This window comes from Streptomyces sp. CA-243310, assembly GCF_050936775.1.
Taxonomy (GTDB): domain Bacteria; phylum Actinomycetota; class Actinomycetes; order Streptomycetales; family Streptomycetaceae; genus Streptomyces.
Genome location: NZ_JBNJMF010000002.1, coordinates 2,705,096 through 2,723,806 on the forward strand (window position 1 = coordinate 2,705,096; position 18,711 = coordinate 2,723,806).

Below are 18,711 nucleotides of genomic sequence, written 5' to 3' on the forward strand. Positions count from 1 at the left end.
ACAACTCCTAGCGCCATGAGCCAGGATTCCACCGCCGTCGTCGCGGACGCGGGCCGGAAGCTCGCGGGGCGTCGCCGCAGAGAGATCGTCGCCGTGCTGCTGTTCAGCGGCGGCCCGATCTTCGAGAGTTCCATTCCACTCTCCGTGTTCGGCATCGACCGGCAGGACGCGGGAGTTCCACGCTATCGACTGCTCGTGTGCGCCGGTGAGGACGGTCCGCTGCGGACCACCGGCGGACTCGAACTGACCGCGCCGTACGGGTTGGAGGCGATTGCCCGGGCAGGCACCGTCGTCGTTCCGGCCTGGCGCTCCATCACTTCACCGCCGCCGCCGGAGGCGCTCGACGCACTGCGTCTGGCGCACGAGGAAGGTGCCCGGATCGTCGGACTGTGCACGGGGGCCTTCGTGCTCGCCGCCGCCGGTCTGCTCGACGGTCGGCCCGCGACGACGCACTGGATGTACGCGCCGACGCTGGCCAAGCGGTACCCGTCCGTCCACGTCGACCCGCGCGAGCTGTTCGTCGACGACGGCGACGTACTGACGTCCGCGGGCACCGCGGCCGGAATCGACCTGTGCCTGCACATCGTGCGCACGGATCACGGCAGCGAGGCGGCCGGGGCTCTGGCCCGCCGGCTCGTCGTGCCGCCGCGCCGCACGGGTGGCCAGGAACGCTACCTCGACCGGTCACTTCCGGAAGAGATCGGCGCGGATCCGCTGGCCGAGGTCGTCGCCTGGGCGCTGGAACACCTCCACGAGCAGTTCGACGTGGAGACGCTGGCCGCCCGCGCCTACATGAGCAGGCGCACCTTCGACCGGCGGTTCCGTTCGCTCACCGGCAGCGCTCCGCTCCAGTGGCTGATCACCCAGCGGGTGCTCCAGGCACAGCGGCTGCTGGAGACCTCCGACTATTCGGTCGACGAGGTCGCCGGGCGCTGCGGGTTCCGTTCGCCCGTCGCGCTGCGCGGTCACTTCCGCCGGCAGCTGGGGTCCTCCCCGGCCGCCTACCGGTCCGCGTACCGGGCACGCAGGCCGCAGGCCGACGTGTCGCAGGTGACGCAGATCTCGGAAGGCCCGCTTCCGCACCAGCGCACTCCGCAGCCCCAGCGGGCGGCGGCGGCCCTGGCCGCGGCCGGTCAGTCGGTGACGGAGCTGTACGCGCCGAACCGGGTGCTGCGCGAGCACGCGTAGCCCCGTACGCCATGACAACGAAGGTCCCGCTCGTCGGCCGTCCCCGACGAGCGGGACCTTTGGGTGCGTACGGGCCCGGCCCGAACCGGCGAAGAGCGCATAAGGTGGGCGCATGAACGATCGCATGGTGTGGATCGACTGCGAGATGACCGGGCTCTCGTTGACGGACGACGCACTTATCGAGGTGGCCGCACTGGTCACCGACTCGGAGCTCAACGTGCTCGGCGAAGGCGTGGACATCGTGATCCGCCCGCCGGACGCTTCCCTGGAGACCATGCCCGACGTGGTGCGCGAGATGCACACCTCGTCCGGCCTGCTCGACGAGCTGGCCGGCGGGACCACGCTCGCGGACGCCGAGGCACAGGTCCTGGCGTACGTACGGGAACACGTCAAGGAGCCCCGCAAGGCTCCGCTCTGCGGAAACTCGGTCGGCACCGACCGCGGCTTCCTGCTGCGCGACATGGCCGCGCTGGAGAGCTACATGCATTACCGGATCGTGGACGTGTCCTCGGTCAAGGAGTTGGCCCGCCGCTGGTACCCGCGGGCGTACTTCAACAGCCCGCCGAAGAACGGGAACCACCGGGCGCTCGCGGACATCAAGGAGTCCATCGCCGAGCTGCGCTACTACCGCGAGGCGGTCTTCGTGCCGCAGCCCGGACCCGACTCGGACACGGCCCGCACCATCGCCGCCAGGCACGTGGTGGGCGGCGCGTAGCACCCTCCGGAGGCGGGCGGCGGGGAAAGGGGGGAGCGAGCACCCTCCCGGACCCTGTACGCTTTTCTTCGGCCGGTCGGTTTTCCGACCGGACATGGTGGGTGTAGCTCAGTTGGTAGAGCACCTGGTTGTGGTCCAGGTGGCCGCGGGTTCAAGTCCCGTCACTCACCCTGTGGAAAGGCCCCGTCCCGCGCGAGCGGGCCGGGGCCTTTCGCGTGCTCAGGAGGATTCCCGGACCACCAGCTCCGTCGGCAGGACGACCGCCGTCTCCCCCGACTCGCCCGCGATCCGCTCCAGCAGGACCCTCGCCATGGTGCGGCCCATCTCCTCGATCGGCTGGCGCACGCTGGTGAGCGGCGGGTCCATGTGGCGGGCCACCACCGAGTCGTCGAAGCCGACCAGCGCCACGTCCGCGGGGATGCGGCGCCCGGCGGCCCGCAGCTCGCGGCGGGCGCCCGCCGCCATGACGTCGGAGGCGGCGAACACGGCGTCGAGGTCCGGTCGCCGATCCAGCAGCTCGCGCACGGCCCTACCGCCGCCCTCCTCGGTGAAGTCCCCGACCGCGATCAGCGCCTCGTCGACCGGGTGCCCGGCCGCCTGGAGGGCCTGCCGGTAGCCGTCGAGGCGGCACTGGGCGCCGTACACGTCGAGGGGTCCGGTGACGGTGGCGATCACGCGCCGGCCCCGGCCGAGGAGGTGGCGTACGGCCTCGGCGGCTCCGGCGAGGTTGTCGGAGTCCACACTGGGCAGCGCCTCGTCGGCCGAGCGGCGTCCGCTGATCACCGCGGGGATGCCGAGTTCGGCGAGCAGCTCCGGGAGCGGGTCCCCGGCGTGCACGGAGACCAGCAGCACCCCGTCGACGCGGTGCCCGGACAGGTACTGGGCCAGCCGGCGGCGTTCCCGCTCGCTGCCGGCGAGGGTGAGCACCAGTTGCACGTCGGTCTCGGCGAGGGTGGCGCCGACTCCGCGCACCACGTCGGAGAAGTACGGCTCGGCGAAGAAGCGGGCCTCGGGCTCGGGGATGACGAGGGCGATGGCGTCGGTGCGGTTGGCGGCGAGGGCCCGGGCGGCGCGATTGGGCACGTAGCCGAGTTCGGCGACGGCGGCCTCGACGGCGACCCTGGTGTGCTCGCTGACCTTGGAGGATCCGTTGATCACCCGGGAGACCGTGCCGCGTCCGACCCCGGCCCGGACCGCGACCTCCTCCAGCGTCGGCCGTCCCCCGCTGCGCCCGTGCCCGTTCATGGCTTCCTCCCGGCTGGTGAATCTACCCGTTGACTGCCTCTTGACGATGGTGGGAGCGCTCCCACACTGTGGCACACGACACCCGGCACGTTCCATCCCCCAGGGAGGATCCTGATGCGAGCCCGAAGAAGACTTGTGACCGCGGTCGGTGCGATGGGCGCGACGGCGCTGCTCCTCGCGGGGTGCTCGCAGGACCCCGGCGAGGGACCCGCCCAGGGCGGCCCCACCGGCGGCAAGGCGAAGACCACCCTCACGGTCGGGGTCTTCGGTGCCTTCGGGCTCCAGGAGGCGGGCCTGTACGACGAGTACATGGCGCAGAACCCGGGGGTCAGGATCGAGCAGACCTCCATCGAGCGCAACGAGAACTACTACCCGCAGCTCCTGACCCACCTGGGCACCGGCAGCGGACTCGCCGACATCCAGGCCGTGGAGGTCAACAACATCGCGGAGGTCACCGCGACCCAGGCGGACAAGCTGGTCGACCTCGCGAAGGCGCCCGGCGTCGACAAGGGCGCCTATCTGCCGTGGAAGTGGGCCCAGGGCACCGCGAAGAACGGGGCCACGGTCGCCCTCGGCACCGACATAGGCCCGCAGGGCATCTGCTATCGCAAGGACCTCTTCGCGGCGGCCGGGCTGCCCACCGACCGGGCCGCGGTCGGCGCGCTGTGGGCGGGCGACTGGAACAAGTACCTGGAGGCGGGCAAGGCCTACAAGGCGAAGGCCGGGACGGGCAAGGCCTTCGTGGACTCCGCCTCGGGCGTGATGGCGGCGGTGACGGGCAGCAGCGCGGAGCGGTTCTACGACGCGCAGGGCAAGGTCGCCTACAAGACGAACCCCGCGGTGCGCGGTGCCTTCGACCTGGCGGCCTCCTTCGCCGTCGAGGGGTTGAGCGCGAAGCTCCAGCAGTTCACCCCGGCATGGGACCAGGGCTTCTCCAACGGGAACTTCGCCACCGTGTCCTGCCCGGCGTGGATGCTCGGCTACATCCAGGACAAGGCGGGTCCGGCGGGCAAGGACAAGTGGGACGTGGCGCAGGCCCCGAAGCCGAGCAACTGGGGCGGTTCGTTCCTGGTGGTGCCGAAGGCGGGCAAGAAGGCCGAGGAGGCGGCGAAGCTGGCGGCCTGGCTGACGGCTCCGGCGCAGCAGGCGAAGCTGTTCGAGAAGCGCGGCAGCTTCCCGAGCGCGAGCGCCGCCTACGGCCTGCCGGCGGTGTCGGGCGCGAAGCACGCGTACTTCGGCGGCGCCCCGATCGGGGAGATCTTCGCGCGGGCCGCCGAGGGGGTGCCGGTGACGGTGATCGGCCCGAAGGACCTGGTCATCGCGCAGAACCTGGCGGACATCGGGATGCTCCAGGTCGACCAGAAGGGCCGCACCCCGCAGGAGGGCTGGGACGCCGCGGTGAAGGCGATCGACAACGCCCTGGAGCAGTGAGGTTCCGGTGACGGACGAGACGGCTGTTCTCGCCCCCTCCGCCGCCGGCAGTGAACGGCCGGCGGCGGAGGGGGGCGACCGGCGCCAACTGTGGCGCTCCCGCCGCTACCGATGGGACCTGCGCTGGAGTCCGTACGGCTTCGTGGCGCCCTTCTTCCTCTTCTTCGCGGCGTTCGGGCTGTTCCCCCTGCTCTACACGGGCTGGGCGGCGCTGCACCAGGTGGAGTTGACGGACCCGGACGCGATGACCTGGGTGGGGCTGCGGAACTTCACCCGGCTGTGGGACGACGCGTTCTTCTGGAACGCGCTGCGCAACACCTTCACCATCGGACTGTTGTCGACGGTGCCGCAGTTGACGATCGCGCTGGGCCTGGCGCACCTGCTGAACTACAAGATGCGCGGCTCGGCCTTCTTCCGGGTCGCGGTGCTGACCCCGTACGCGACGTCGGTGGCCGCGGCCACGCTGGTCTTCGTGCTGCTCTTCGGCCGGGACTACGGGATGGTCAACTGGGTGCTGTCGACGGTCGGTTTCGGGCCGGTGGACTGGCAGAACGGCTCGTTCGCCTCCCAGGTGGCGGTGTCCACGATCGTGGTGTGGCGGTGGACGGGCTACAACGCGCTGATCTACCTGGCGGCCATGCAGGCCGTCTCCGCCGACCTCTACGAGTCGGCGGAGTTGGACGGGGCCTCGCGGTGGCAGCAGTTCGTCCACGTCACGGTGCCCTCGCTGCGACCGACGATCTTCTTCACCTGTGTCGTGTCGACCATCGGGGCCACCCAACTCTTCGGCGAACCGCTGCTGTTCAACGGCGGAGCGGGTGCCACGGGCGGCTCTGACCACCAGTTCCAGACGCTGGGGCTGTACCTGTACGAGCAGGGCTGGGTGAACCTGCACCTGGGGCGGGCCTCCGCCATCGCGTGGGCGATGTTCCTGATCCTGCTGCTGATCGCGGGCCTCGCCCGGCTGCTGCGAAGGGTGTCCCGATGAGATCGCTGCGCGCGGGGAAGCCGACGTACGTCGTCCTCGGGGTCTTCACCCTCGGCTCCCTCTTCCCACTGGTGTGGACGGCAATCGCGGCGTCCCGGAACAACACCCGGCTCGCGCAGACCCCGCCGCCGTTCTGGTTCGGCGGGAACCTGGGCCACAACCTGTCGGTCGCCTGGACCGACGCGAACATGGGCACCGCCCTGCTGAACACGGTGATCGTGGCGGGCACGATCACCGCCGGCACCGTGCTCTTCTCCACGCTGGCCGGCTTCGCCTTCGCGAAACTGCGGTTCCGGGGGCGTCGGCCGCTGATGGCGCTGGTCGTCGCGACGATGCTGGTGCCGCCGCAGTTGAGCGTGGTCCCGCTGTACATGTTGATCGCCGAGCTGTCCTGGACGGACCGGCTCCAGGCGGTGGTGCTGCCGGCCCTGGTGGGTGCCTTCGGGGTGTTCTTCATGCGGCAGTACCTGGTGCACGCGCTGCCGTTCGAACTGGTGGAGGCGGCGCGGACCGACGGGGCGAGCTCGTGGCGCGTCGTGTGGCACGTGGTGTTCCCGGCGGCGCGGCCGGCGATGGCGGTGCTGGGGATGCTGACCTTCGTCATGGCCTGGAACGACTTCTTCTGGCCGATCGTCGCGCTGACGCAGAACGGCAGCCCGACGGTGCAGGTGGCCCTGACGGGCCTGGGCCGGGGTTACATCCCCGACCAGTCCGTGATCATGGCGGGTGCGCTGCTGGGCACGCTCCCGCTGCTGCTGGTGTTCCTCGTCTTCGGCCGCCAGATCGTCGGCGGCATCATGCAGGGAGCGGTGAAGGGTTGATCGGGATGAGCGGGACGAGCGGGACGAGCGAGATGCGGTTCCCCGACGGGTTCCTGTGGGGCGCGGCCACGGCCGCCTTCCAGATCGAGGGCGCGGCCGAGCTGCGCGGGCCGTCGATCTGGGACACCTTCTGCCGTACGCCGGGGAAGGTGCACGGCGGCGACACGGGAGACGTGGCCGCCGATCACCACCGGTTGTGGCGCGAGGACGTCCGGCTGATGGCCGGGCTGGGACTGGGGGCGTACCGGTTCTCGGTGTCATGGCCCCGGGTGCTGTCCGGCGGGCTCGGCTTCTACGACGCGCTCGTCGACGAGTTGCTCGCGCACGGGATCGAGCCGTGCCCGACGCTGTACCACTGGGACCTGCCGCAGGAGTGGGAGGACGCGGGCGGCTGGCCGGAACGGGAGACCGCGTACGCCTTCGCCTCGTACGCGGAGACGGTCGCGAAGACCCTCGGGGACCGGGTGGGGCGCTGGACCACCCTCAACGAGCCCTGGTGCAGCGCGTTCCTCGGCTACGCCTCGGGGGTCCACGCGCCGGGGCGCACCTCGCCCGCCGATTCGCTGCGTGCCGCGCACCACCTCAACCTGGCGCACGGGTTGGCCGCGTCGGCGCTGGCCTCCGTCCTGCCGTCCTCGGCGCGGGTCGGCATCGCCCTCAACCCGAGCGCGGTGCGTCCCCTGACCGACTCGGGGGCCGACCTGGACGCCGTCCGGCGCATCGACGCCCTCGCGAACCGCGTCTTCACCGGTCCGCTGCTGCACGGCGCCTACCCCGACGACCTTCGGGTCGACACGGCCGCGCTGACCGACTGGTCCTTCGTCCGGCCGGGCGACGAGGCGCTGATCCACCAGCCCCTCGGCTTCCTCGGGGTGAACTACTACACCCCGGCCGTGGTCTCGGCGGCCCCCGGCGGCCCGCGCGCCGACGGGCACGGCGACAGCGAGCACTCGCCCTGGCCCGGTTCGGAGTCCGTGGCCTTCCACCAGCCTCCGGGCGAGCGGACCGACATGAACTGGTCGATCGATCCGACCGGGCTGCGCGAGCTGTTGTCCCGGTTCGCCGGCGAGGCACCGGGCCTGCCACTCCTCGTCACCGAGAACGGCGCCGCGTACGGCCCCGACCTGCATGATCCGCTGCGCATCGACTACCTGCGCGGGCATCTCGCGGCGATCCACGGAGCACTGGCCGACGGGGCGCCCGTGGAGGGCTACTTCCTCTGGTCGTTGATGGACAACTTCGAGTGGAGCCACGGCTACGGCAAACGGTTCGGCATCGTCCACGTCGACTACGAGACCCAGGTCCGCACCCCGCGCTCCAGTGCCCTCTGGTACGCCGACCTGGCCAGGAGTGGCGTCCTGCGGTGACTCGCGCTCAGCCCCCGGCCGGGGGCCAGTTCTCCAGGGCGACGTGCAGCACGTCGATGATCCGCTCCCAGGACGCGCCGACGTCCCGGGGGTGGCCGAAACCGCCACCGGCCTCCAGGCCGCTGTACCCGTGGAAGGTGCTCCGCAGCAGGCGGACGGCGTCGGTCAGATCGGGTTCGGCCAGGCCGTAGGCGCGCAGCACCCCGTAGGTGAGGTCGATGAAGCGGCGGTGGCCGGCGGACGCGGCGCCCCGCTCCGGGGGGAGCTGGATCTGGGTGGCCGCGTACCGGCCGGGGTGGCGCAGGGCGAAGTCGCGGTAGGCGTCGGCGAAGGCGGCGAGCGCGTCCCGGCCCGAACGCCCGGCCACCGCCGCGCCGATCAGGTCCGCGATCTCGCCGGCCGCCAGCACGGCCACCCTGATCCGCAGGTCCTGGAGGTTGCGGACGTGGGAGTAGAGGCTGGCGTCCTTCACCCCGAAGTTCCGGGCGAGGGCCGACACGGTCACCTTGTCGAAGCCGACCTCGTCGGCCAGGTCCGCTGCGGCCCGGGTGACCCGCTCGGCCGTCAGACCCGCGCGCGGAGCCATGCGTTCACCTCCGCCCCCTGGTTCCCGGACCGTCCGGGGAATTCTCCGAATATACATACGCCTCGCCGGGTGCCCCTGCGGCGCGGGCGTGGGCCGCGTGTGGCGGGCGCGGGTCCCTGTCTCCGCTCACGCGGTGCCCTGACCGGCCGTTCTTCGGAGGGCCTTCCTGGTCGGACCGTCCCGCGCCGCCCGCTCCCGGGGCGTCGGATGTCGCCCACCGGTCACCCTGTGCCCGGCCGCATGATGCCCGGTCGACCGGCGTTCTTGGCCCGGCCCCTCCCACCACACCCTCCACCACTCTCCTGCCGAACGACGACCGGCGGCGAGGATCCACGCGACGGACCTCGACGCGACGGACCACGTCAGGACGAACACCTTCATGACTGTTACCGGCACGACGGACTGCGGCACGACGGACTGCGACATGGCGGGCACCCCCCTAGAATGAGCCTCTGACACAGATTCTGTGTGACACATTCCCTGCGTCACGCAGTTAAATTTGAAGCACGGAGAAGCCGATGTCAACCGATTCCCCTCGTTCGGGTAAGGAATGGACCCGCGCGGAACTCCTCGCGCGGATCCTCATCGAGAGCGACCGGCACCACACCGATCACGCACGCCTCCACCAGGCCATGGCCGACCACCTCGGCCTGCACCCCACCGACACGCAGTGCCTGCGTCTCCTCGCGAACGAGACGGAGCCGGTCAGCACCGGCCACGTCGCCCGACTCACCGGTCTGACCTCCGGATCCGCCACGCGTCTGGTCGACCGGATGGTCAAGGCGGGCCTGGTGGAACGACACGCCGACCCCCACGACCGCCGCCGTTCCCTCGTCTCCCTGGCACCCGAGGCCCGGCGGCGGATCGGCGCCGCCTGGGAGGCCCCCGACCGGGCCTTCGGCACCGCGCTGCGGGACTACTCGGACGGCGAACTCGCCGTCATCGCCGACTACCTCCACCGCGCGGCCGAGGTGGGGCGCGTCGAGGCCGAGCGGCTCGACACCGCCGACTGATCCCGGGCCGGCTCGCGAACACGGCCACCAGCCGCCCCGCCCCACCCGGCACCCCCGCCCGGCACCCGGCTGCCCCATGCAAAGGCCCCCGAACGCGAAGGTCCGCCCCACGCGAAGGTCCGCCCGTCGGACACGGGGTTCCGAAGCGGTGGTTCCGTCGCCAGGTCCTGTCGTCCCGGATCGACGGGCACGACGCGCGCCGGAGGCACGGGAGGGGCGGCGTGCGGATGGAGGATGCCCGTGTCCCGATCCACAGCCGCTCCGAGCGGCTTCCGCGGTGTGTTTCGGCGGCGGCGCCCTTCCCGTCCACGCCTTCCTGGCCCGGCTGCCCGCAGCGCTGGGCCCCGTCGGCACGCTCATGCTCATCAACACGCGCGACGGGATCGGGGCGCCCGGCGCCGACACCGTCACCGGCACGGACACCCGCACCGGACCGACACCGGCGCCCGCGCCGAACCCGCACCGCACCGCACCGCACCGCACCGACCGACGCCGACGCCGGCGCCGACGCCACGCCCCGCCGGCCGCACCGCCTCAGGCCGGTCCGCCCGGCCCCGCCTCGGCCGTCTCGACGCGGAAGTTGAAGTCCGCGTGTCCCAAGGTGCCCATCAGGCGCAGCCACAGCGGCAGCAGCATCTCCGTGCCGCGGGCCGTCTCGATGCCGCCGAGGTCCAGGATGCGGGCGTCCGGCCAGCCGAAGGAGTGGAGCAGTTCCCGCGCGGCCCGCTTCGCGTCCGGGTCCTCCCCGGAAAGGAACACCTGGTGGTCCCCGGGGACACGCGCCGGGTCGACCATGATCCGGCAGTTCATCGTGTTGAGCGTCTTCACCACCCGGAGTCCGGGGAACGCCCGCTGGAGCATCTCCCCCAGGCTGTCGTCGTTGACCACGTCCAGTCGGGGCGGGAATCCCTCCGCGAAGTCCAGCGGGTTCGCGACGTCGATCAGGATGCGGCCGTCCAGGTCCGCCGCGCCCGCCTCCCGCAGCGCGGCGACGCTCGCCAGCCCGTTCGTGGCGTTGATCAGCGTCTCGCCTTCGCGCGCGGCCTGCGCGAAGGTCGCCACCGGGAGGCGCCCGTCGGCGAACTCGGTGCGTTGGCGGGTGGCCTCGGGGACACGGGTTCCGATAACCACTTCGTGGCCCAGGTCGAGCAGGCGGCCGGCGATGGTGCGGCCGACCGTGCCCGTGCCCAGCACTGCGTAGCGCATGCTCACGTCCGATCCGGGTGCCGTTGTCGTGCGGGGTGAGTGGTTCGTGGCGGCCGGCGCCGCGAACCGTGCCGTGGGACCGTACCGGCCCGCCGGCGCACGGGCCGCCAGGCGCGCCCCGGACCGCCCGCACACGGCCTCGCCCGCCCCCGACCGGCCCAACCCGACCCCACCCCGGACCGCCCCGGACCGACCGTGACCCGAACCGACCTGAACCGACCCGACCCCTGCGACGCCCTCGCCCCTCGACCGTCGTCAGCCCTCGCCCCTCGCCCCGCCGTCAGTCGCCCCGTCGTTTGCGCCGGCTGCGTCGTGCCTCGCCCCGCGCCCGGCCGTCCAGCGCGATCCACACCCGTACCTCGGTCCCGCCGAGCACCGAGCGCCCCAGCCGGACGTCGCCGCCGGTGGACTCCGCGACCCGGCGCACGATGTCCAGGCCCAGGCCGGTCGAACCGTCGCGGCCACCGTCGTTGCCGCGACGCAGGGCCGCGTCCGGGTCGTCGATGCCCGGTCCCGCGTCCGAGACGAGCACGATGACGGCGTCGCCGGCGTCGTGGACGTCCACCGCGAAGGGGGTGTTCTCGGGCGTGTGCCGGAAGACGTTGCCCAGCATGGCGTCCAGGGCCGCCACGAGTTCGGCCCTGGCGACGGGGATCCGTACGGTGCGGTCCACGCCCGCCAGCCGGACCTCGCGCCCCTCGTCCTCGGCGAGCGCCGACCAGAAGTCCATGCGGTCGCGGATCACCTCGGAGGCGTCGCAGCCCGCGCCCACCGAGGTGTGGGGGGAGCGCTGTTCGCGGGCGGTACGGATGATCGTGTCCACCTCGCGTTCCAGTTGCTCCACCGCCGCCCGGGTGTGGTCGGCGGCCGGGCCGTTCCCGAGGGAGGCCGCGTTGAGCCGCAGCACGGTGAGCGGGGTGCGGAGCCGGTGCGAGAGGTCGGCGGCGAGTTCCCGCTCGTTGGCGAGGAGTTCCACGACCTGGTCCGCCATGGAGTTGAACGCGACGGCCGCCGAGCGGAGTTCCTTGGGGCCGTCCTCCGGTACGCGTGCCCCGAGCCGCCCCTCGCCCAGTTGGTGGGCGGCGTCGGCGAGCCTCTCGGCGGGTCGCACGAGGCGGGCGCCGAGTCGGTCCGCGACGGCCACCGAGCCCACGATCAGGGCGAGTCCGACGCCCGCGAGGACCATCCAGGCGGTCGCGACCCCGTTGCTGACCTCGCTCTCCGGGACGTGGATCTCGATCACGGCGATGTCCCCGGATCCGAGTGCGGTGGGCTGGAGGAGCGCGGAGCCGCCTCCGGACACCTTGGCGGTGGTCGCGCGGCCCATCTTGCGGGTCTGGGTGACGGCGTGTTCCCCGGCCCAGCCGTCACCGATGTCGACGGGGGCGTCGTCGCCGATCGCGGGCACGTGGACGGCCATCCGTCCGGCGGCGCCCATCTGCGTGGACTCCACGGCCTTGCGCAGTTGGACGGGGTCGGTGGTGATGGAGAGGGTGGGCCCCATGGTGGCGGCCTGTCGTTCGGCGTTGGAGAAGGCCCGGTCACTGGCCATTTCCTGGACCACGAGCCCGAGGGGTACGGCGAAGGCCACGACCACCATGGCCGTGACCGCCAGGCACACCTTGACCAGCGCCCATCTCACGCCGGCGGCTCCAGTTTGACGCCCACACCCCGCAGGGTGTGCAGGTAGCGGGGGCTGGCGGCGGTCTCGCCGAGTTTGCGGCGCAGCCAGGACAGGTGGACGTCGATGGTCTGGTCGTCCCCGTACGACTGCTGCCACACCTCGGCGAGCAATTCGCGTCGGGACACGACCACGCCGGGCCGGCCGGCGAGGAAGGCCAGCAGGTCGAACTCCCGGCGGGTGAGGTCGAGGACGGTCCCGTCGAGTTCGGCCTGTCGGCGCAGCGGGTCGATGGCCAGTCCGCCGACCCGCAGGACCCGCGAGGGCGGTTCCACGCCGGCGGCGGCGCGGGAGCGGCGCAGGACGGCAGCCATCCGGGCGGAGAGGTGTTCGACGGAGAACGGCTTGGTGAGGTAGTCGTCGGCGCCGTCGTTGAGCAGCCGGACGATCTCGGCCTCGTCGTCGCGGGCCGTCGCGATGATGACGGGGACGTCGGTGATGCCGCGCAGCATCTTCAGGGCCTCGGCCCCGTCCAGGTCGGGCAGTCCGAGGTCGAGGATGACCACGTCGAAGCGGTGGTGCGCGACCTCGCGCAGCGCCTCCAGGGCCGTGCCGACGCTCCGCACGGTGTGGGAGGCCTCGGTCAGGTGCCGGATGAGGGCGGAACGTACGAACTGGTCGTCCTCGACCACGAGCACACTTGCCATGGCGGCACCGTAGTCCATTCGGGGGATGCCGGGAGGCGCCGGGCCGTCTCTGTGACGGGTGGTGCAGTATGTGCCGTGATGCTGAGAGGACTTGTACATGCCATGGCGTGGACGCTGTCCACGGCGGCGGCGGTGACGCTGTCGTGGTGGGGCGTGCACACCGTCATGTCCGGCACCGCCTACGATCCTCCGCTCGCGGTCCCGCTGACCGCGGTGCCGTTGTCCTCCTCGACGCACCACGCGGATCCGCCGTCCTCCCCCGCTCCGCCGCCCGCGTCCCCTTCGCCCTCCGCCTCGTCCTCGGCCCCGTCACCGTCGGCCGTGCCGTCCGCGGGGAAGTCGAAGCCGCCGTCCGCGTCGCCGAGCCCGCGCCCGTACCGGCAGCCGGACGGCGGGTCCGGCGGGGACGACGTGAAGGGGTATTCGGTGTCCGGCGGTCGGGTGGCCTTCGACATCGGGAAGTCCTCGGCCGAGTTGGTGTCGGCCACCCCGGCGGCCGGTTGGCGCATGCAGGTGTGGAAGCAGGACTTCTGGATCCGGGTCACCTTCACCAAGGAGGGCCGCGAGGTGTCGGTGTTCTGCACCTGGCACGACACGGCCCCGCGCGTGGAGATCGTGGATCCCTGAGCCGGCCGGGGGTCCGCGCGACCCCCTCGGCTACCGTCGGCAGCGACCGGTGGTGACGAGGGAGGGGCGGCGGACATGGGTGGCGCGCGGTACGTCACGGACCTGATCGAGGCGTGCGAGCGGCACGCGGGCGAACCCGCGCTCGGCGCCGGCCCGTCCTGGCTGCTGACCTTCGACGAGGTGCTGGCCGAGGCGTACCGGCTGGCCGGCGCCCTGTCCGGGCTCGGCGTCGGCCGGGGCTCGGGACTGGCCTGCGTGACGGCCGGCAACCCGCCCGAGCAGTTGCTCGTACGGTTGGCGGCGCACCTGCTGGGTGCCCGGCTGACCCAGGTCGTCGTCGGACCGGCCACCCACGGCCTGGAGTTCCTGCTGCGGGACTGCGAACCGGCGCTGGTGGTCCACGACACCCCGGTCCCGGACACCGGGGTCGCCCTGGTGGCCGTGGCCGCGCTGCTGGAGTCGGCCCGCTCCCTGGACGCGACGCCGGTGGCGGTGGGGGCCCGCGAGCAGGACGTGGCCCGGGTGACGTACACGGGCGGTACGACGGGCCGCCCGAAGGGGGTGGCCTCCACGTTCGGGGCGATGGCGGCCCGCAAGGCCGATCGCGGCCGGAGTGCCGAACGGGTCTACCTGTCGGTGACCTCGCTGGCCCAGCGGTCCGGGGGCCGGTGTCTGGAACAGTTGCGGGCGGGTGGCCGCAGCGAGGTCCTCGGCCCCTTCGACACGAGGGGGTTCGCCGAGGCCTGCCGCCGGCTGGGGCCCGTGTCCACGTACCTGACGACCTCGATGGTCTACCGGCTGCTGGACGACCCCGTGACCGCCGCCGGGGTGCCCGGCCTGGCACAGGTCTCGTACGGCGACGCGCCCGTCCATCCGGAGCGGCTGCGTCGGGCGCTGACCGGCTGGGGGGCCGGCAAGGAGTGGCGGCAGGGGTACGGGATGAACGAGTCGGGGGTGATCTGCCGGCTCACCGCGGCCGACCACGAGGCGGCGGCCCTCGACCGCCCCGAACTCCTCGGCTCGGTGGGCCGGCCCGTGCCGGGGGTGACGGCGCGGATCCGTGCGGCGGACGGGAGCGCGTGCGCGGACGGCGACACGGGCGAGGTGTGGGTGCGGTCCGCGACGGTCATGGCCGGCTACTGGAAGCGGCCCGAGCAGACGGCGGAGGTGCTGCGTGACGGCTGGCTGCGCACCGGGGACCTCGGTCACTTCGACGCGGACGGGTACCTGTACCTCGACGACCGGGTCAAGGACGTGGTGATGGTGGACGGGGAGAACATCTACTGCGGGCCGGTGGAGGCGGCGCTGACCCGGCATCCCTCGGTGGCGGAGGCCGCGGTGGTGGGCCGGTTCCACGAGGTCACCGGCGAGGAGGTGTGCGCCTTCCTGGTGCCGGCCGCCGGTGCGGACCCGTCCGGGGAGGCGGCCGACGCGGCGTGCGCGCTGGTGGAGCGGGAGCTGGCGCGGGACCACCGCCCGACGGCGGTGTTCTGGCTGCCGGCGCTCCCCCTGACGGACCGCGGCAAAACGGACAAGCGGCACCTGCGCGAACTGGCCCGGCGGGATGCGGACGACGGGGTCTAGACACGGAGGACGGGACCTAGCGGAACACCGACGGCGGGGGTTCCGGCGAGGCCACCGCCGAGGCGTCGGTCACCGGGGCCGCGCCGCCCGCGAAGTCCGCCAGCGCCCGACCGTGCTCCACCCGCCCCGGGTGGGGATCGGTGGCCACGCGCCGGGTGAACTCCGCGACCGGCAGCTCCCGGTCGGCGGCCACGAGTACGGCGTTGCCGAAGCGTTTGCCCCGCCACACCACGGGGTCGGCGGCCAGGGCGAGTTCCGCGAACCGGGTGGCGGCGGTGGCGATCTGGCCCTTCAGGTGTGCCAGCGGCGGGCCGTCGGCGAGGTTGGCCACGTACCAGCCGCCGGGCGCCAGGGCGCGGCGTACCTCGTCGAGGAACTCGGCGCTCGTCAGGTGGGCCGGGGTGCGGGCGCCGCCGAACACGTCCGCGATGACGAGGTCGGCCCAGCCGTCGGGCACCTTGGCGAGGCCCACCCGCGCGTCCACGGCCCGCACCCGGACCCGTGCCTGCGGGTCGAGCGGAAGGTGTTCCCGCACGAAGGCCACCAGGCCGGCGTCGATCTCCACCACCTGCTGGGTGGAGCGGGGGCGGCTCGCCGCGGTGTAGCGGGCCAGGGTGAAGGCGCCGCCGCCCAGGTGCAGCACGTTCAGGGGCTGCCGGGCGGGCGCGACGAGGTCGATGAGGTGGCCGATCCGGCGCTGGTACGCGAAGTCCAGGTATCCGGGGTCGGCGAGGTCGACGTGTGACTGCGGGGCCCCGTCGATCAGCAGGGTCCAGGCGCCCGCGCGCTCTCGATCGGGCGTCAACTCCGCGAGGCCGCCGTCCACCTGCCCGACGACCGGCTCCACGGCACCCCTGCGCCCGCTGCCCTTGCTCTTCCCTGCCATGCGCCCATTATCGCCGGTCAGGGCATCAGCGGCAGTTGTCGGCCGCCTCGATCAGTCGGGCGGCCTCGCCGAGCGCCGCGCGCAGCACGTCGGGGTCGGTGACGGGTCCGACGGCCTCGGGGGGCAGCAGCCAGCCGCCGCCGTCAACGGTGGGCGAGGCGCAGACCTCGGCGTCGCCGATGCGCAGGCCGCGTCCGTTGGTCTGCGTGCAGGCGCTGCCGGGCAGGTCCCAGGCGTCGGCGGTGCCGGGCGGGACGAGGAAGCCGAGGGTGGCGCCGGAGCCGTCGTGCAGGACCGGGCCGACGCCGGGGGCGGTGTGGTGGGTGGCGCGACGGATGATGTCGACCGCCTCCAGTCCCTGCCGGGTGGGTACGGTCACCAGGTCGGGTGCCTCGGCCGGGTCCGGCGCGTCGAGGGTGCCCAGCGTCCCGACCGCCCGCGGCTCGGGCGCGGTGTTCGTTCCGATGCTCTCCATGCCGCCCTCCACCAAGGGAACCCCTCCTCAGATCCGCGTACGAGCCACTGCGCATGGGTTCAACGCGGCGGGACGTCAACGGGTGCGGCGCAACGATGCCGCAAAGGATGGCAGTTCATGGCGGATCGCGGGTGAGATATCCGTTTTGTAGCCAAACACCGCATGAACGGTCCTTCTCCGGCGGTACCTTCGTGCGCGCCGGGCACAGTCTGAGGAAAGCCCGAAGTCCAGAGAGGCCACGTCCATGGCGGCGTCCCCCCACTCACCCAACTCCTCCTTCCGGCGATTGCGCGGAGCGCGTTCCCCGGCCGAGTTCGCGGCCTCGGTCCGCCGGGCCGCACGGGAGATCGGCGAAACGGTTTCCTGCGACGCCCGCTACATCGGGCGGGTGGAGTCCGGCGAGATCCGCTGTCCCAACTACGCCTACGAGCGCGTCTTCCTCCACATGTTCCCCGGTCGCACCCTGGCCGACCTCGGATTCTCCCCGCGCGAGGCGGTGCGCGGGCGCTCCGCGCAGCGCGTCGCCCCGACACCCCCCTCCGTCCCCCACCTCATCCACCGTTCCAAGGAGAGCGACGTGCTGCGTCGCGCGTTCATGGCGGGCGGCTCCGCGACCGTGGCGGTCGCGACGCTCGGCCTCACCCAGCTCGGGGACTCCCGCCGGGCCCCCTCCCGGGCCGGCGAGTCCGAGGCCGCCGCGGTCGAGGAGGCCGTGCGTCAGATCCGTCTGCTGGACGACCGGCACGGCGCCGACGCCCTGTACCGGCGGGCGGCCGAACCCCTGCGCACGGCCTACGCGTTGCTGGACGCCGGGGCCTCCCGGCAGTCCATCGAGGACCGACTGCACTCGGGGGCGGGCGAGTTGGCGGTGTCCGTGGGGTGGCTGGCGCACGACTCGGGCCGCTTCGAGGACGCCCGCTCGCACTACGCGGAGGCCCTGGCGACGGCCCGGGTGTCCGGCGACTCGGCCCTGGAGGCGCACGCCTTCAGCAACATGGCGTTCCTGGCCCGGGACTGCGGGCGGCCGCGCGAGTCGGTGCGGGCGGCCCAGGCGGGTCGGCGCGCGGCCCGCGCGCTGGGCTCGCCCCGGCTGCTGTCGCTGCTGGCCCTGCGGGAGGCGGGCGGATGGGCGGGGCTGGACGACCGCAGGGCCTGCGAGGAGGCGCTGACCCGGGCGCACACGGAGTTCTCGCGGGGCGCCGCGGGCGCGGACCCCGAGTGGATGTCGTTCTTCGGGGAGGCCGAGTTGGAGTCCTTGGAGTCCCGGTGTTGGGCGGCGCTCGGGGAGCACGCGCGCGCGGCCCGGCACGCCCGTCGGGCGGCGGACCTCCAAGACCCGCATTTCGCCCGGAACGTGGCCCTCTACACCGCCGAGCTGGCCGACAACCTGGCCCACGCGGGCGCGCCCGACGAGGCCGCCTGGGCGGGCTCCCGGGTGCTGGACCTGCTCTCCGAGGTCCAGTCGACCCGGGTCAGGTCGATACTGGCGGGGACGGCCGAGACGCTGGTACCGCAACAGCGTTCACCGCGGGTCGGCGCCTTCCTGGCCCGCCACGCGACGGCCTGACGCGAGCGGGACCCCGGTCGGGTCCGGTCGCGCCGGGCGCTTCGTCGGTGACGGTCAGCCGTCCAGGTGGCCGGTGTCGTTCCAGCGTTCCAGCGCGGGCTCGCCGTACGCCCAGCCCAGCACCGACAGGGAGGTGGGTTCCAGCCGGATCCGGGCGCCGAAGGAGGCCTCGAAGCCGAGCCAGCGGGCGGCGAGGGTGCGCAGGACGTGGCCGTGGGCGAAGACGAGGACGTCGCGTTCGGCCGAGCGGGCCCAGGCGACGACCTCGTCGGCACGGGCCGCGACGTCCGCGACGGACTCGCCGCCGGGGACCCCGTCGCGCCAGATCAGCCAGCCGGGGCGGATCGCCTGGATCTCGGCCGGGGTCATGCCCTCGTAGTCGCCGTAGTCCCACTCCATCAGGGTGTCCCAGGGCTCGGCGCGGGCCCCGAAGCCGGCCAGGTCGCAGCTCTCGCTCGCGCGGACCAGGGGGCTGGTGCGCACCTCCAGGCCGGGCAGGCCCGCCCACGGTTCGCGCGCCAGCCGCTCTCCGAGCAGCTTCGCGCCCCGCCGGCCCTCCTCCAGCAGGGGCACGTCGGTGCGCCCGGTGTGCTTGCCAAGCTGCGACCACGCCGTCTGGCCGTGGCGGGCCAGCAGGATGCGGGGGGCCATGTGAATTTCTCCCGGTACATGTCGATGTGTACG

18 protein-coding genes and 1 tRNA gene are annotated in these 18,711 nt (G+C 72.9%); 11 read left to right on the forward strand and 8 right to left on the reverse strand.

From position 1 onward, the window contains the following. Positions 1-15 precede the first annotated feature (15 nt). The 3 genes from ACQEVM_RS29765 to ACQEVM_RS29775 all read left to right on the forward strand — a co-directional run bounded on the left by ACQEVM_RS29765 (position 16) and on the right by ACQEVM_RS29775 (position 2,073). The gene (locus ACQEVM_RS29765) at positions 16-1,188 is read left to right on the forward strand and encodes a helix-turn-helix domain-containing protein (protein WP_053674690.1); all 1,173 of its coding nucleotides are present in this window, start codon (positions 16-18) and stop codon (positions 1,186-1,188) included. A gap of 112 nt (positions 1,189-1,300) precedes the next feature. Beyond that, entirely contained in the window at positions 1,301-1,903 is a 603-nt protein-coding gene (gene orn, locus ACQEVM_RS29770; RefSeq protein ID WP_053674688.1) for an oligoribonuclease, read from the forward strand. A gap of 97 nt (positions 1,904-2,000) precedes the next feature. Beyond that, positions 2,001-2,073: transfer RNA gene (locus ACQEVM_RS29775), tRNA-His, on the forward strand. Between the two features lie 49 nt (positions 2,074-2,122). Here the strand turns inward: ACQEVM_RS29775 and ACQEVM_RS29780 are convergent. After that, positions 2,123-3,148, reverse strand: coding sequence for a LacI family DNA-binding transcriptional regulator (locus ACQEVM_RS29780; protein WP_433084075.1), 1,026 nt, complete (start codon positions 3,146-3,148; stop codon positions 2,123-2,125). A gap of 114 nt (positions 3,149-3,262) precedes the next feature. On the opposite strand from ACQEVM_RS29780, the gene ACQEVM_RS29785 reads away from it, so the two are divergent. Genes ACQEVM_RS29785 through ACQEVM_RS29800 form a run of 4 tightly spaced genes read left to right on the forward strand, consistent with a single transcriptional unit; the run spans position 3,263 to position 7,755 of the window. Then, complete coding sequence (locus tag ACQEVM_RS29785) at positions 3,263-4,579, forward strand: ABC transporter substrate-binding protein (RefSeq protein ID WP_433084077.1); 1,317 nt, start codon at positions 3,263-3,265, stop codon at positions 4,577-4,579. A gap of 7 nt (positions 4,580-4,586) precedes the next feature. Further along, on the forward strand, positions 4,587-5,567 hold the full coding sequence (locus ACQEVM_RS29790) for a carbohydrate ABC transporter permease (protein ID WP_433084079.1): 981 nt from the start codon (positions 4,587-4,589) through the stop codon (positions 5,565-5,567). Continuing rightward, positions 5,564-6,388: a carbohydrate ABC transporter permease gene (locus ACQEVM_RS29795; RefSeq protein ID WP_329445081.1), complete on the forward strand. Its 825-nt coding sequence runs from the start codon at positions 5,564-5,566 to the stop codon at positions 6,386-6,388. The genes ACQEVM_RS29790 and ACQEVM_RS29795 overlap by 4 nt, the downstream gene beginning before the upstream one ends. 5 nt (positions 6,389-6,393) lie before the next feature. Beyond that, a complete protein-coding gene (locus ACQEVM_RS29800; RefSeq protein ID WP_433084081.1) occupies positions 6,394-7,755 on the forward strand; it encodes a GH1 family beta-glucosidase in 1,362 nt (453 codons plus the stop codon). Between the two features lie 7 nt (positions 7,756-7,762). Here ACQEVM_RS29800 and ACQEVM_RS29805 read toward each other — a convergent pair whose 3' ends face one another. After that, a complete protein-coding gene (locus tag ACQEVM_RS29805) occupies positions 7,763-8,341 on the reverse strand; it encodes a TetR/AcrR family transcriptional regulator (RefSeq protein ID WP_433084083.1) in 579 nt (192 codons plus the stop codon). Positions 8,342-8,859: 518 nt separating this feature from the next. Between ACQEVM_RS29805 and ACQEVM_RS29810 the strand changes: the two genes are divergently transcribed. Next, positions 8,860-9,354, forward strand: coding sequence for a MarR family winged helix-turn-helix transcriptional regulator (locus ACQEVM_RS29810; protein WP_433084085.1), 495 nt, complete (start codon positions 8,860-8,862; stop codon positions 9,352-9,354). Between the two features lie 534 nt (positions 9,355-9,888). Here ACQEVM_RS29810 and ACQEVM_RS29815 read toward each other — a convergent pair. The 3 genes from ACQEVM_RS29815 to ACQEVM_RS29825 all read right to left on the reverse strand — a co-directional run bounded on the left by ACQEVM_RS29815 (position 9,889) and on the right by ACQEVM_RS29825 (position 12,888). Then, positions 9,889-10,560 carry an NADPH-dependent F420 reductase gene (locus tag ACQEVM_RS29815; RefSeq protein ID WP_433084087.1) on the reverse strand — a complete coding sequence of 224 codons (672 nt, stop codon included), beginning with the start codon at positions 10,558-10,560 and terminating at the stop codon, positions 9,889-9,891. Positions 10,561-10,840: 280 nt separating this feature from the next. Beyond that, positions 10,841-12,202, reverse strand: coding sequence for a sensor histidine kinase (locus ACQEVM_RS29820; protein ID WP_433084089.1), 1,362 nt, complete (start codon positions 12,200-12,202; stop codon positions 10,841-10,843). Beyond that, positions 12,199-12,888 (reverse strand): response regulator transcription factor, encoded by a 690-nt coding sequence (locus ACQEVM_RS29825; protein ID WP_433084091.1) that lies wholly within the window; start codon positions 12,886-12,888, stop codon positions 12,199-12,201. The genes ACQEVM_RS29820 and ACQEVM_RS29825 overlap by 4 nt, the downstream gene beginning before the upstream one ends. Positions 12,889-12,966: 78 nt before the next feature. On the opposite strand from ACQEVM_RS29825, the gene ACQEVM_RS29830 reads away from it, so the two are divergent. Together ACQEVM_RS29830 and ACQEVM_RS29835 are read left to right on the forward strand one after the other, a co-directional pair. Next, positions 12,967-13,515, forward strand: a complete 549-nt coding sequence (locus ACQEVM_RS29830; RefSeq protein WP_433084093.1) for a hypothetical protein — start codon at positions 12,967-12,969, stop codon at positions 13,513-13,515. Between the two features lie 75 nt (positions 13,516-13,590). Next, entirely contained in the window at positions 13,591-15,099 is a 1,509-nt protein-coding gene (locus ACQEVM_RS29835; protein WP_433084095.1) for a class I adenylate-forming enzyme family protein, read from the forward strand. A gap of 16 nt (positions 15,100-15,115) precedes the next feature. Here ACQEVM_RS29835 and ACQEVM_RS29840 read toward each other — a convergent pair whose 3' ends face one another. After that, positions 15,116-15,985, reverse strand: a complete 870-nt coding sequence (locus tag ACQEVM_RS29840) for a spermidine synthase (protein WP_433084097.1) — start codon at positions 15,983-15,985, stop codon at positions 15,116-15,118. Between the two features lie 25 nt (positions 15,986-16,010). Further along, complete coding sequence (locus ACQEVM_RS29845; RefSeq protein WP_433084099.1) at positions 16,011-16,460, reverse strand: hypothetical protein; 450 nt, start codon at positions 16,458-16,460, stop codon at positions 16,011-16,013. 244 nt (positions 16,461-16,704) lie between these two features. Between ACQEVM_RS29845 and ACQEVM_RS29850 the strand changes: the two genes are divergently transcribed. Next, complete coding sequence (locus tag ACQEVM_RS29850; protein ID WP_433084101.1) at positions 16,705-18,027, forward strand: tetratricopeptide repeat protein; 1,323 nt, start codon at positions 16,705-16,707, stop codon at positions 18,025-18,027. Between the two features lie 54 nt (positions 18,028-18,081). Here ACQEVM_RS29850 and ACQEVM_RS29855 read toward each other — a convergent pair whose 3' ends face one another. Beyond that, the gene (locus tag ACQEVM_RS29855) at positions 18,082-18,678 is read right to left on the reverse strand and encodes a histidine phosphatase family protein (RefSeq protein WP_361771631.1); all 597 of its coding nucleotides are present in this window, start codon (positions 18,676-18,678) and stop codon (positions 18,082-18,084) included. Positions 18,679-18,711 lie beyond the last annotated feature (33 nt).

Excerpts from the sequence above, each read along its gene's own strand:
- ACQEVM_RS29765 (WP_053674690.1), top strand. The coding sequence starts at position 16 with ATGAGCCAGGATTCCACCGCCGTCGTCGCGGACGCGGGCCGGAAGCTC.
- orn (WP_053674688.1), top strand. The coding sequence starts at position 1,301 with ATGAACGATCGCATGGTGTGGATCGACTGCGAGATGACCGGGCTCTCG.
- ACQEVM_RS29780 (WP_433084075.1), bottom strand. The coding sequence starts at position 3,148 with ATGAACGGGCACGGGCGCAGCGGGGGACGGCCGACGCTGGAGGAGGTC.
- ACQEVM_RS29785 (WP_433084077.1), top strand. The coding sequence starts at position 3,263 with ATGCGAGCCCGAAGAAGACTTGTGACCGCGGTCGGTGCGATGGGCGCG.
- ACQEVM_RS29795 (WP_329445081.1), top strand. The coding sequence starts at position 5,564 with ATGAGATCGCTGCGCGCGGGGAAGCCGACGTACGTCGTCCTCGGGGTC.
- ACQEVM_RS29800 (WP_433084081.1), top strand. The coding sequence starts at position 6,394 with ATGAGCGGGACGAGCGGGACGAGCGAGATGCGGTTCCCCGACGGGTTC.
- ACQEVM_RS29805 (WP_433084083.1), bottom strand. The coding sequence starts at position 8,341 with ATGGCTCCGCGCGCGGGTCTGACGGCCGAGCGGGTCACCCGGGCCGCA.
- ACQEVM_RS29810 (WP_433084085.1), top strand. The coding sequence starts at position 8,860 with ATGTCAACCGATTCCCCTCGTTCGGGTAAGGAATGGACCCGCGCGGAA.
- ACQEVM_RS29815 (WP_433084087.1), bottom strand. The coding sequence starts at position 10,560 with ATGCGCTACGCAGTGCTGGGCACGGGCACGGTCGGCCGCACCATCGCC.
- ACQEVM_RS29825 (WP_433084091.1), bottom strand. The coding sequence starts at position 12,888 with ATGGCAAGTGTGCTCGTGGTCGAGGACGACCAGTTCGTACGTTCCGCC.
- ACQEVM_RS29830 (WP_433084093.1), top strand. The coding sequence starts at position 12,967 with ATGCTGAGAGGACTTGTACATGCCATGGCGTGGACGCTGTCCACGGCG.
- ACQEVM_RS29835 (WP_433084095.1), top strand. The coding sequence starts at position 13,591 with ATGGGTGGCGCGCGGTACGTCACGGACCTGATCGAGGCGTGCGAGCGG.
- ACQEVM_RS29840 (WP_433084097.1), bottom strand. The coding sequence starts at position 15,985 with ATGGCAGGGAAGAGCAAGGGCAGCGGGCGCAGGGGTGCCGTGGAGCCG.
- ACQEVM_RS29845 (WP_433084099.1), bottom strand. The coding sequence starts at position 16,460 with ATGGAGAGCATCGGAACGAACACCGCGCCCGAGCCGCGGGCGGTCGGG.
- ACQEVM_RS29850 (WP_433084101.1), top strand. The coding sequence starts at position 16,705 with ATGGCGGCGTCCCCCCACTCACCCAACTCCTCCTTCCGGCGATTGCGC.
- ACQEVM_RS29855 (WP_361771631.1), bottom strand. The coding sequence starts at position 18,678 with ATGGCCCCCCGCATCCTGCTGGCCCGCCACGGCCAGACGGCGTGGTCG.